The organism is Actinomycetospora cinnamomea (genome assembly GCF_003096675.1).
GTDB lineage: Bacteria > Actinomycetota > Actinomycetes > Mycobacteriales > Pseudonocardiaceae > Actinomycetospora > Actinomycetospora cinnamomea.
This window is the reverse complement of record NZ_QEKW01000002.1, coordinates 362,679-374,527: the sequence shown is the minus strand read 5'-3', so window position 1 is coordinate 374,527 and position 11,849 is coordinate 362,679. Positions and strand designations below refer to the sequence as shown.

The window sequence follows — 11,849 nt, the reverse complement described above, 5'->3', positions numbered from 1 at the left end:
CGTGGGAGGCTGGACCTGTGAGCGAGATGCGGGTGGTCGGCGTGCTGGCCGTGGACGACGCCACGCAGCAGGGCGGCGCGTCGGGCTCCGGGGAGAGCAGGCACCCGGTGGTGCTCCTGCAGGAGACCCAGGGCAAGCGCTGCCTCCAGATCTGGATCGGCCTGGCCGAGGCCGAGGCCATCGCCCTCGAGCAGCAGGGCCGCCTGCCCGAGCGCCCGCTGACCCACGTGCTGATCTCCGACGTGGTATCCGCGCTCGGCCGCCGCCTCGAGCGGATCGAGATCACCGAGGTCCGCGGCGGCACCTTCTACGCCGACCTCGTCTTCGATCGCGGACTGCGTGTCTCCGCCCGTCCCAGCGACTCGATCGCCATCGCCCTGCACGCCGACGTGCCCATCCACGCCACCGAGGGCGTGCTCGCCGACGCCGGGGTCGTCGTGGAGGACGACGAGGCCGAAGACACCCCCTCGAGCAGCGGCTCGGGCACCGACGAGGACGAGGTCGACCGCTTCCGCGCCTTCCTCGACAACATCTCCCCCGAGGACTTCGGACGCAGCGGTTAGCCACTGAGATCACCGGTCACTGCGGGCGGACGAATGGTCGCCCTCGACGGTGTCCTACGCTGAACGGACGCTTTCCGTGGGCGGACGGTGCCGGCGGCTGGCGTGTCCCCGCGGGCTGTGTCAGCGTGACCGGTCGTCGGGGTGCGGATGAGGCTCGGGCGCGCCGGGAGAGGCGCCCGGCGGTCGGGTCGGATCGTGGACGGGAGCCGCGCGGGCAATGGGCCAGCACCTCACCGCCACTCTCTTCACGGCCTCGGACCAGGCCCGCTACCGGACCCGGATACACCGGTGCCTCGAGGCGTTCGGGCGCATGGTCACCGAGGGCCGGTTCGCCGCCGAGGAGCCCAGCACCGGCGTCGAGATCGAGCTGGCGCTCGTCGACGACGAGATGCGTCCGGCGATGCTCAACCACGCCGTGCTCGACCGCTCCGCCTCGGACGTCCTGACCTCCGAGCTCGGGCGATGGAACCTCGAGATCAACCTGCCGCCGCGGATGCTGCCCGGCGCCACCGCCGGTGACCTCGAGCAGGACGTGCTCGACGCCGTGTCCCAGGCCGGAGAGTGCGCCCAGGGGGTCGGCGCCCGCGCGGTGACCATCGGCATCCTGCCCACCCTTGCCGCGGAGCACCTCGCGTCCGACCAGCTCACCGAGGACCCGCGCTACGCGCTGCTCAACCGCCAGATGCTCACCGCGCGCGGCGAGCCGTTCCGCCTCGACATCACCGAGCCGCCCGCCCCGCGCCACGGGCCCGTCGGCGGTGCGCCGGCCGAGCACCTCGTCCTCGACGTCGACTCGATCGCGCCGGAGGCCGCCTGCACGTCCCTGCAGCTGCACCTGCAGCTCACGCCCGAGACCTTCCCCGCGTACTGGAACGCGGCACAGGCGATCGCGGGGCTGCAGGTGGCGCTCGCGGCGAACTCGCCGTTCCTGCTCGGCCGCCGGCTGTGGGCCGAGACCCGGGTGCCGCTGTTCACCCAGGCCGTCGACACCCGGCCCGTGGAGCTGCGCAACCAGGGCGTGCGGCCCCGGGTGTGGTTCGGCGACCGCTGGACCCACTCGGCCTACGACCTGTTCGAGGAGAACGTCCGCTACTTCGGCGCGCTGCTGCCCCTGGCCGAGGACGAGGACCCGTTCGCCGAGCTCGACGCCGGCCGTCCGCCCAGCCTGCACGAGCTGCGGCTGCACAACGGCACCGTGTGGCGCTGGAACCGCCCGGTGTACGACGTCGCCGGCGGGGTGGCGCACCTGCGCCTCGAGAACCGCGTGCTGCCGGCCGGGCCCACGGCCGTCGACGCCGTCGCCAACGCGATGTTCTTCTACGGGCTCATCCGCGCCCTCGCGGAGTCCGACCGCCCGCCGTGGCAGCTCATGTCGTTCGACGCCGCGGAGGCCAACTTCAACGCCGGCGCGCGGCACGGGATCGATGCCGCCCTGTACTGGCCGGGCATCGGCACCGTGCGTGCCGACGAGCTCGCGCTGCGCCAGATGCTCCCCCTGGCCCAGGAGGGCCTGGCGGCGTGGGGCGTCGACTCCGCGGCCGCCGACCGCTACCTGGGGATCGTCGAGCAGCGGTGCGTGCGCCGGTCGACGGGCGCGACGTGGCAGGTGCGCACGGTGGTCGAGGCCGAGCGGGACGGCGCCGACCGGCCCGCGGCGATCCGGCGGATGATGCGCGCCTACCTGGAGGGCATGGAGGCCAACGAGCCGGTCCACGACTGGCCGGTCGGCTGACCCTCCCTGCGCCGTCGCAGCACCACCCAGAGGCCCGCGAGCAGTGCCACCAGCGCCGAGGCGGCGCCGCCGAGAACCAGCGGGGCGCGCCCGCCGAGCTCCGCGGCGAGCCAGCCCAGCGCCGGTCCGCCGACCGGGGTGCCGCCGAGCAGCACCACCATCCACAGGCCCATGACCCGCCCGCGCACCGACTCGTCCACCCCGAGCTGCACCGCGGCGTTGGCCGCGCTGGTGAACAGCAGCTGCGCCGCCCCGGTGGGCACCAGCAGCAGGGCCACCAGCGCGTAGCTGGGCATGAGGCCCGCGGCGGCCTCGCAGACGCCGAACACCACGGCAGCCACGAGCACGGTGCGCAGCCGCGGGCGACCGACGCGGCGGGCCGCGACGAGCGCGCCCAGCAGGCAGCCCACGCCGAGCGCCGAGGTCAGCAGACCGTAGGACTCGGCCCCGCGACCGAAGACGTTGCGGGCGACGATGGCGAGGGTCACGAAGAAGTTGATGCCGAGCGTGGACACGAAGAACACCAGCACCAGCAGCAGCACGACGTCGGGGTGCCGGCGAACCTCGCGCAGCCCCGCGCGCACGGCGCCGCGCTCGCGGGGGGCGCGGGCGTAGGCGTACATCTCGGCCGGGCGCATGGCCAGCAGGCCCGCCAGGACGGCGACGAACGTGGCGGCGTTGAGGAGGAACACCCAGCCGGTGCCGACCGCGGCCACGAGCAGGCCCGCGACGGCGGGGCCGAGGATGCGCGCGGTGTTGAACGTCATCGAGTTGAGCGCGACGGCGTTGGCCAGCGCGCCCGAGCCGACCATCTCCCCGGCGAACGACTGGCGCACCGGCCCGTCGAGTGCGGAGAAGCAGCCCAGGAGCACGCACAGCACGTAGACCTGGGCGATCGTCACCAGACCGGTGACGTCGAGCAGGCCGAGGACGAGCGCGCAGGCGCCCATGCCGATCTGCAGGCCCATGAGCAGGCGGCGCTTGTCGTACCGGTCGGCGATCGCCCCGCCCCACAGCGAGAGCAGCAGGGTCGGGCCGAACTGCAGCGCCGCGGCGATGCCCAGCGCGACGGGGCTCCCGCCCGAGAGCTCGAGGACCAGCCAGTCCTGGGCGACGCGCTGCATCCACGTGCCGACCAGCGACACGACCTGACCGGAGGCGAAGAGGCGGTAGTTGCGCACGCGCAGGGCGGCGAAGGTGCCGCCGCGGCGGCGCGCCGGCTCCGTCGCGGTGTCGGCGCCGGCCTCGCTCACGGTGTCCCGCCGTCGTCCGCCACTCTCGTGAGCTTACCTAACGAGTTGCGGCCGGGCCGTGTCAGCCGTGTGGCACCGCAGACGCTGAGTGTCCGCGGTGCCACACGGCTGACATCGACGCGCGCGCTCAGGGCTTGGTGTCCTCGAGGGCGAAGCCCACCTTGAGCGTCACCTGGAAGTGGCCGACCTCGCCGTCCTGCACGTGCCCGCGGATCTCGACGACCTCGAACCACTCGACCTGGCGCAGCGTCGAACATGCCCGGCGGATCGCACCGCGGATCGCCTCGTCGACGCTCTCGGCCGAGCTGCCGACGATCTCGGTCTTGCTGTAGATGTTGTCCGCCACGCAGGGCTCCTTCGCGATGGTCGAGGTTCGTGCTTCCCTCGAACCGATACCCGTTCGGCCACGGACACCCACGTGAGGCCCGTCGGGCCCGAGCGCCCCGACCGAGAGGACCCCGCGGTGACGAGCACGACCGAGCCGGCGCCGGGCCAGGGTCGGGGGGAGGGTCGGGAGGCACCGGACGAGGACGGCTACGGCTTCCCCCGCCCGTTGTGGCGCGGACTCGCCCGGCTCCCCGTCCCGCCACCGTTCTCCGCGCGGACCTGGCGCAGCCCGTTGCGCGGCCGGTGGCTGACGTCGGTGTTCGGGCTCGTGCTGCTGATCGGCCTGCCGATCGTGATCGTGACCGGGTTCCTGTCGTGGCTGGCCTACGGACCGCAGTTCGGGCAGGCCATCCCCGCCGACGTCGGGTACCTGCGGCCGCCGCCGCTGGAGTGGCCGACGTCCCCGTCGTGGCTCTACCGCCTCACCCAGGGCCTGCACGTGGGGCTGGGCCTGGTGCTCGTCCCGGTGATCCTGGCCAAGCTGTGGTCGGTGGTGCCCAAGCTCTTCGCCTGGCCCCCGGTGCGCAGCCCCGCCCAGCTCCTCGAGCGGATCTCCCTGCTCGCGCTGGTCGGCGGGATCCTGTTCGAGCTGGTCACCGGCATCATGAACATCCAGTACGACTACTCGTTCGGCTTCGACTTCTACACCGCCCACTACTGGGGTGCGTGGGTGTTCCTCGCCGGGTTCGTCACCCACGTACTGATCAAGTTGCCGGTGCTGGTGCGCGCGCTGCGGGCGGGTGCGCCCGGGCGCTGGCTGCACGACTCGGCGGAGCAGACGGTGCCCGAGCCCCCCGACGACGAGGCCGGCCACGGGCTGGTGGCCACGGCCCCGAGCGCGCCGACGATGAGCCGGCGTGCCCTGATCGGGACGGTGGCCGGCGGGAGCGCGCTGGTCGCCGTGCTGAGCATCGGGCGCAGCGTCGACCCGCTGCGGCCCCTCGCGTTCCTGTCCCCGCGCGGGCGCTCCTACGGCACCGGGCCCAACGAGTTCCAGGTCAACCGCACCGCGTTCGCCGCCGGCATCGGGCCCGGCGTCGGCGACGGATACGCGCTGGTGCTCACCGGCGGTCCCGCCGGCGAGGTGCGCCTCGACCGTGCCGCGCTGGCCGCGATGCCCCAGCACACCGCCGTGCTGCCGATCGCCTGCGTGGAGGGCTGGTCGACCGTGCGGACCTGGAGCGGGGTGCGACTGCGCGACCTCGCCGCGGCGGCCGGGGTGCCCGCGCCGGCGAACGCGTTCGTGGCGTCGCTCGAGCGGGCCGGGCCGTTCGCCCGCGTGACGCTGCAGGGCAACCAGGTGCTCGACCCCGATTCCCTGCTGGCCCTGCGGGTGGGCGACGCCGACGGCGGCCCCATGGCCGACCTCTCGCTCGACCACGGCTTCCCCGCCCGCGTGATCGTCCCGGCCCTGCCCGGCGTCCACAACACCAAGTGGGTGGGCTCGATCGACTTCCGGCGCGCGTGATGCGGGCCTTCCGTCGGTTCTACGGGGAGCACCCGCTGCACCTGCTCGCGCTCCTGGGCTGCTTCGCGCTGGCCGGTGCCGCGGTGCTGGCGCTGTGGCCGAACCCGAACGCGGTCACGATCGCGATCTGGTTCGCGGGCGCCGTGGTCGCTCACGACCTCGTGCTCTACCCGCTCTACGCGCTCGCCGACCGGTCGCTGGTCCTGGCGCGCCGGGTGCGCCGCCGGGTGTCGGCGCGCGCGGTCGCAGTGCCCGCGACGAACCACGTGCGGCTGCCGGTGATGGGCGCGGCGCTGGCCGGTCTGATCTGGTTCCCGACGATCTCCGGCCGTGCCGCGGGCACCGCCTTCTTCGCCTCGGGCCTGCCGCCGACGGTGGACTACGTCCAGTGCTGGCTGCTGCTCACCGCCGCGCTGTTCCTGCTCAGCGCCGTGCTCTACGCGGTGCGCCTGGGCCGGGCCGCCGTGCGCGCACGGGCGTGATGCTCCGCCTCGCCGGTGTGGCGCTCACACCGGTCCCCCGTCGCGGTAGGGCGCCCGCCAGTCCGGCGCCTCCCACGGCGGGCCGCCGTAGATCGTCTCGCGGACCACCAGATCGTCCCGGAACTCCAGAATGCTGACGCCGTACATCGGCTCGCCGCCGTCGTAGCGGATGACGGCCTCGGCGACCCAGAGGTCGCCGAGACCCAGCACCCGCCGGATCTCCCCGGTGACCTTCGCCGGGTACTGCGTCCGCCACGCCAGGAACGTGTCCCGGCCGGTGAAGCGCTCGCCGGATTGCGGGAACTCGAGCACGGCGTCGTCCGCGAAGATCCGGTGGCCGAGCTCGGGATCGTTCCCCGTCGCCTCCAGGTACCGCACGATCACGGCCCGGCGGCGTTCGTCGGCGTCGATGGTCGGCGCGCGACGACGGCGAACACGGGGATCACCACCTCGGGGCGCCGCTCCCAGCCGTCCACGACGGCGTGGGCCGCGTCCCAACGCGCCACGTCGTCCGCGTCCGCGAGCCCCGCGGCCACGAGCGCGTCGCGGGCGGCCCACGCCGGTCCGCGCATCCCCGAGGGCAGGGAGGCGGTCTGGGACCAGCCGCGGAAGTCCTCGACCTCGAGCCCCGCACCGCGCGCGAGGGCGGCCAGCCGGCGGCCGACCCGCAGGTCGTTGCCCCGGTCGGCGTGCCAGCGCTGGTAGCGCCGCTCGAGGTCGTCGATCGCGGGCAGCGACGGGGTGGTGCCGGCGCCGGTGGCGTCGACGTCGAGGACGTAGACGTGCCCGCCGGGCCGCACGAGGCTCGCGAGGTGGGCCACGAGGCGCTGCTCCGCGCCGCCGTTGTGGGCCAGCACGTGCCGCATGACCCCGACGTCGAACGCGCCCTCGGGCAGGCCGGTGGCGTCGGCGCGCGCCCGGCACACCGCCACCCCGGGCAGGCCGGCCTCCCGCAGCATGGCCCGAGCCGTGGCCACCGCCTCGGGGTCGGCGTCCACCCCCGCCACGACACCCTCCGGTCCGACACACCGGGCGAGGGCCAGCAGCATCGCGCCCGGCCCGCAGCCGACGTCGACCACGCGGGTGCCCGGGCGCAGACCCGCCCGCGCCCACAGGTCCGCCTCGTGCTCCCGGGCGCGCTCCGCCATCATCCGGTAGCGCGCGAGCTCGTCGGGGGCCAGCCGCAGCGCGTATCCCGGGGCCGCCGCCCTCGCCGGTGCCGCGGTCACCGTGCCGCCACCGGACGCTCGGCCGGGCCCCCGGACCCGGAACGATCCGCCGCCGGGAGGGCGCCGGCGCGCTCCTGCGCCACCAGCAGCCGGCGCAGGATCTTCCCGGACGGCGAGACGGGGATCGCGTCGACGAACGCGACCTCGGTGATGCGCTTGTGCGGCGCCACCCGGCCGGCCACGTGGGCCACGAGCTCGGCGGCCTCGACCTCGCCCGCGGCCACGACGACGGCCTTCGGCCGCTCGCCGGCGCGTTCGTCGGCCACCGGGATCACGGCGGCGTCGGCGACGGCGGGGTGCGTGCGCAGCACCGCCTCCACCTCGGCGGGGGCCACCTGCAGACCCTTGACCTTGATCAGCTCCTTGAGCCGGTCGTCGACGAACAGGTTCCCGTCCGCGTCGAACCGCGCGAGGTCGCCGGTGTGGAGCCATCCGTCGACGTCGATCGTGGCCGCGGTCGCGCCCGCGTTGCCCAGGTAGCCGGCCATCAGCTGCGGCCCCCTCACCCACAGCTCGCCGGTCTCGCCCACACCCAGGTCCGTGCCCGACCCGGGGTCGACGATGCGTGCCTCCACCCCGCCGAGCAGCAGCCCGCTCGAACCGGGCACGACCGGCACCGCGGGGTCGAACAGCGTGATCGTGGCGACCGCCTCGGTCATGCCGTAGCCCTGTCCGACGGGGCACCCGACGCGGCGCGCGCACTCCTGCTGCAGGTCCGCGGACAGGGGCGCGGCCCCGCAGCCGACGAGGCGCAGCGAGGACAGGTCGTAGCGATCCACGACGGGGTGGCGCGCCATCGCCAGGACGATCGGCGGCACCACCACCGAGACCGTGATCCGGTGGGCCTGGATGAGCCCCAGGTAGTCCTCGAGGTCGAAGCGGGGCAGCGTGACCATCGTGCCCCCGCTGCGCAGGGTCACGCCCGCGACCACGCTGAGCCCGACGGCGTGGAAGAACGGCGCGACGGCCATCGCGCGGTCGTCCGGGGTCACGTCGAGGGCGGCGTGCATCTGCGCGACGTTGGTCGTCATCGCGCGGTGGGTGAGCATGACGCCCTTGGCCAGCCCGGTCGTGCCCGACGAGTAGGGCAGCAGGGCGAGGTCGGTCGCCGGGTCGACGAGGCCGGGCGGCAGCGCGACGGCGGCGCCGTCGGCGAGCACCTCGGTGAAGGCCACCTCACCGTCGGGGTCGCCGATCACGACGATCTCCACCGGCCGGTCCTGCGCGGCCACCGCCGCCCGCACGAGGGGCAGGAACGGCGGGATCGTGACGACGGCGCGGGCGCCGCCGTCGCGGAGCTGGCCGGCGATCTCCTCGGCGGTGTAGAGCGGGTTGATGCCCGAGACGACGACGCCGGCGGTCATCGCGCCGTAGCAGGCGACCAGCCACTCCGGGCAGTTGGGCGCGACGATGGCGAGCACGTCGCCGGGGCGCAGCCCGCGACGGTGCAGGCCGCCGGCGCACCGGGCGACGTCGCGGCGCAGCTCGGCGTAGGTCACGGCGCGTCCGGACGGGCCGTCGATGACGGCCGTCGCGTCGGGACCCGCGGCAGGGTGGTCGAGCAGGAACGTGGGGACACCGACGTCGGGCACGTCCACCGCGGGTCGGCGGCTGCGCACGACGTGGTCGGCGGCGGTCACATCGGCTCCTCATCGGCGCCGCCGCCGTGCCCGGTGACGGGGATGCGGTCGGTCGGTGCCGCGGTGCGTCCGCGGCAGCACACCTCGATCACGGTCGTCGACCTCCTCGTGTCCTCGTGCGGACCCGGTGCTCCCCCGGAGTCGCCCGCGGACCACGGTGGGCCGACGACGGGGTGAGGACGTCGGGGACGGGCCCCGAGGAATGGGCCGACCCGGTGACCTCGTCACCCGTCGTGATGACCCGCCGGGCTCATCCTCGTACATTGGTCCACAAGGGAACGACGCAGAGCACGGAGAGTCACGTGCCGGTGACGACGGCGGGGGCCGCGCGGGAGACCGCGATCCTCGAGCGTGAGCACGAGCTCGCCGTGCTCGAGACCGTCGTGGGCGCCGCCGTCGGCGGTCGCGGCGGACTGGCGTGGATCGAGGGCCCGCCGGGGATCGGCAAGACCCGCCTGCTCGCCGCCGCCCGGGCCCGGGCCGACGGCCGCGCCGTGCTCGCGGCCCGGGGCGGGCGCCTCGAGCGCGACTTCGCGTTCGGCGTCGTCCGCGGGCTGTTCGAGCCGCTGCTCGTCGCGCGTGGCGACGCGCTGCTCACCGGCGCGGCCCGGCTGGCCGCCCCGGCCCTCGCCCCCGGCCGGGTCTCCGGCGGCGAGGTCGACGCCGCCGGCACGCTGCACGGCGTCTACTGGCTGGTGGCGAACCTCGCCGAGCAGGGCCCCGTCCTGCTCGTCGTCGACGACGCGCACCTCGCCGACACCGCCTCGCTGCGCGCGCTGGCCTACCTCGCGCGCCGGGTGGCCGAGCTGCCCGTCGCGATCGTGCTCGCCGCGCAGGCGCCGGACGCGCACCTGGAGCCGGCGGTGGTCGACGCGCTGCGCGAGGCCGAGGTCACCACGGTGCTGCGTCCGGGCCCGCTCAGCCCGGCCGCCGTCGGCGCCCTCGCCGCCGCCCGGTGCGGCTCGGCGCCCCCGGGGTTCGTCCGGGCGTGCCACGAGGCCACCGCCGGCAACCCGCTGCTGGTGCGGGCCCTGCTCGCGGCCGTCCTCGAGGCCGGGGCCGCGCCGGGACCGGAGGCCGTCGCGGAGCAGGCGCCTGCGGTCGTGGCGCGGTTCGTGGCGCGCCGCCTGCGCGACGCCGGAGGCGACGCCGCGGCCGTCGCCGACGCCGTCGCCGTGCTCGGCGGGGCGGCCGAGCTGCGGCACGTCGCCGCGGTCTCGGGCCTCGACCCCGACCGCGTCACCCGCGCCGCGGAGACGCTGGTGGCCGCGCGCCTCCTGTGCCCGGGCCGGCCGCTCACGCTCGCGCACTCCCTGGTCGAGCAGGCGGTCGCCGACCGGCTGGGGCCGGCCGCCCGCCACCGCGCGCACCGCCGCGCCGCCGACGTCCTGGCCGCGGACGGGGCCGGCGGCGAGCGCGTCGCCGCCCACCTGCTGCACACCGAGGCGTTCGGCGACCCGACGGTGGTGGCGTGGCTGCGGCGGGCGGGCCGGGAGGCGCTGGCCAAGGGCGCACCGGAGACCGCGCGCGCCTACCTGCAGCGGGCGGTGGCCGAACCGCCGCCGCCCGAGGAGCGGGCCGCGGTGCTGCACGAGCTGGGGGCGGCGACCGCCCGGGTCTCCCACACCGACGGCGTCGCGCTGCTCGACGAGGCGTTCGCGACCGCCACCCATCCCCGGCTGCGGGGCCTGGTCGCGCTCGACCTGGCCCGGGCGCTGCAGGCCACGCTCGCGTTCCCCCGCGCCCTGGAGGTGCTCGACGAGGCCCGCGCCGGGCTCGACGACGGCAGCGAGGCAGCACTCGAGCTGGCCGCCGCGGCCGCGGGACTGGCCCGGCGCGATCCCGCCCGCCGGGCCGAGGCGGTGCGGCTCACCCACGCCCTGCGCCGCGAGGGTCGGCTGCCGGCCCGCGGCGGCGCGATCCTGTTGGCCACCACCGCTCTCGAGGCGCTGCAGACCGACCACGACACGACGGCCGTGGACATGGCGCGCGAGGCGCTCGCGGCGACCCTGCGCGAGCCGGTCCCGGACCCGGCCGTCGTCCTGCCGGCGACGACGGTGCTGGTCGCCATCGACCACCTCGACCCGGTGCGCGCCGCGGCCGAGACGATGCTCGCCGGCGCCCGCCGCCGCGGGTCGACCGTCGACTTCACCGCCGCGAGCGTCCTGCGCACCCAGACCCGCTACCTGCAGGGCGACCTCGTCGAGGCCGAGGCGGACGCCCGCCTCGCCGACGCCCTCGCCGTCGAGCACGGGCTGCACACCGCCCGGCGCTACACCCTGGGCTGGCTGGTCGTCGTACTCGTCGAGCGCGGGGCCGTCGAGGAGGCCGCGGCCGTGCTGGCCGCCGGGGAGGGCCACACGGGGCTGGCCTACCTGCTCGCCGCCCGCGGGCGGCTGCGGCTCGCGCAGGGACGGGCCGCCGAGGCTCGCGACGACTTCGCCGCCTGCGGCGAACGGTTGCGCCTGCGCGGGATGGCCCACCCGAACCTGCTGCCCTGGCGGACCGGGCTCGCCGCCGCGCTGCACCGCCTCGGCGACGAGGAGGCGGCGGTGCGCGCCGCCGACGACGCGGTGGCGACCGGGCGCCGCTACGGCTCGCCCCGGGCGCTGGCGGACGCGCTGCGCACCCGGGGCCTGGTGGGCGGGACGATCGCCCCGCTGCGCGAGGCCGTCACCCTGCTCGAGCCGACGCCCGCCCGCCTCGAGCTTGCCCGCGCCCGCGTCGACCTCGGCGCGGCCCTGCGCCGCGGCAACCAGCGGGTCGCCGCCCGCACCGAGCTCGCCGCCGGCCAGGACCTCGCCCGCCGCTGCGGCGCCGACCCGCTCGTCGAACGCGCCCGCGAGGAGCTCGGCGCGGCGGGAGCGCGCCCGCGCCGGATGGCGGTCACCGGCGCCGACTCCCTGACCGCCGCCGAGCGCCGGGTGGCCGACCTCGCGGCCGACGGGTTGTCGAACCGCGAGGTCGCCCAGGCCCTGTTCGTCACCGCCAAGACGGTGGAGACCCATCTCGGGCACGTGTACCGCAAGCTCGGCGTGACCGGGCGAGACGAGCTGCTCGACGCCCTCCGTGAGTGAGATCGCGGGCCATGACAC

At 75.9% G+C, this 11,849-nt stretch carries 10 protein-coding genes; 5 read left to right on the top strand and 5 right to left on the bottom strand.

The features are described 5' to 3' along the window. Positions 1 to 17 precede the first annotated feature (17 nt). The gene (locus C8D89_RS06495; protein WP_243417895.1) at positions 18 to 563 is read left to right on the top strand and encodes a bifunctional nuclease family protein; all 546 of its coding nucleotides are present in this window, start codon (positions 18 to 20) and stop codon (positions 561 to 563) included. A gap of 217 nt (positions 564 to 780) precedes the next feature. Continuing rightward, the gene (locus C8D89_RS06490; RefSeq protein WP_116707240.1) at positions 781 to 2,295 is read left to right on the top strand and encodes a glutamate-cysteine ligase family protein; all 1,515 of its coding nucleotides are present in this window, start codon (positions 781 to 783) and stop codon (positions 2,293 to 2,295) included. Here C8D89_RS06490 and C8D89_RS06485 read toward each other — a convergent pair. Both C8D89_RS06485 and C8D89_RS06480 read right to left on the bottom strand, forming a co-directional pair. After that, complete coding sequence (locus C8D89_RS06485; protein WP_116707239.1) at positions 2,241 to 3,548, bottom strand: MFS transporter; 1,308 nt, start codon at positions 3,546 to 3,548, stop codon at positions 2,241 to 2,243. The two genes, C8D89_RS06490 and C8D89_RS06485, sit on opposite strands and share 55 nt — an antisense overlap. A gap of 127 nt (positions 3,549 to 3,675) precedes the next feature. Continuing rightward, the gene (locus C8D89_RS06480; protein ID WP_116707238.1) at positions 3,676 to 3,894 is read right to left on the bottom strand and encodes a dodecin; all 219 of its coding nucleotides are present in this window, start codon (positions 3,892 to 3,894) and stop codon (positions 3,676 to 3,678) included. A 117-nt stretch (positions 3,895 to 4,011) separates the two neighbouring features. Between C8D89_RS06480 and C8D89_RS06475 the strand changes: the two genes are divergently transcribed. After that, positions 4,012 to 5,403: a molybdopterin-dependent oxidoreductase gene (locus C8D89_RS06475; RefSeq protein WP_116707237.1), complete on the top strand. Its 1,392-nt coding sequence runs from the start codon at positions 4,012 to 4,014 to the stop codon at positions 5,401 to 5,403. Further along, on the top strand, positions 5,403 to 5,885 hold the full coding sequence (locus C8D89_RS06470) for a hypothetical protein (RefSeq protein ID WP_116707393.1): 483 nt from the start codon (positions 5,403 to 5,405) through the stop codon (positions 5,883 to 5,885). Before C8D89_RS06475 ends, C8D89_RS06470 begins: the two co-directional genes overlap by 1 nt. Before the next feature lie 24 nt (positions 5,886 to 5,909). Here the strand turns inward: C8D89_RS06470 and C8D89_RS06465 are convergent, their stop codons facing one another. The 3 genes from C8D89_RS06465 to C8D89_RS06455 are packed head-to-tail and all read right to left on the bottom strand — an operon-like array spanning position 5,910 to position 8,754. Next, positions 5,910 to 6,269, bottom strand: coding sequence for a nuclear transport factor 2 family protein (locus tag C8D89_RS06465; RefSeq protein WP_207787093.1), 360 nt, complete (start codon positions 6,267 to 6,269; stop codon positions 5,910 to 5,912). Then, positions 6,266 to 7,114, bottom strand: a complete 849-nt coding sequence (locus C8D89_RS06460; RefSeq protein ID WP_207787092.1) for a methyltransferase domain-containing protein — start codon at positions 7,112 to 7,114, stop codon at positions 6,266 to 6,268. The genes C8D89_RS06465 and C8D89_RS06460 overlap by 4 nt, the downstream gene beginning before the upstream one ends. Next, positions 7,111 to 8,754 (bottom strand): AMP-binding protein, encoded by a 1,644-nt coding sequence (locus C8D89_RS06455; protein ID WP_116707236.1) that lies wholly within the window; start codon positions 8,752 to 8,754, stop codon positions 7,111 to 7,113. Before C8D89_RS06455 ends, C8D89_RS06460 begins: the two co-directional genes overlap by 4 nt. 302 nt (positions 8,755 to 9,056) lie before the next feature. Here C8D89_RS06455 and C8D89_RS30715 point away from each other — a divergent pair, with 302 nt between their 5' ends. Continuing rightward, positions 9,057 to 11,831: an AAA family ATPase gene (locus C8D89_RS30715; RefSeq protein ID WP_165825574.1), complete on the top strand. Its 2,775-nt coding sequence runs from the start codon at positions 9,057 to 9,059 to the stop codon at positions 11,829 to 11,831. The last annotated feature ends 18 nt before the right edge of the window (positions 11,832 to 11,849 follow it).

Coding starts and splice junctions, on each gene's coding strand:
- C8D89_RS06490 (WP_116707240.1), top strand. CDS start 781: ATGGGCCAGCACCTCACCGCCACTCTCTTCACGGCCTCGGACCAGGCC.
- C8D89_RS06470 (WP_116707393.1), top strand. CDS start 5,403: ATGCGGGCCTTCCGTCGGTTCTACGGGGAGCACCCGCTGCACCTGCTC.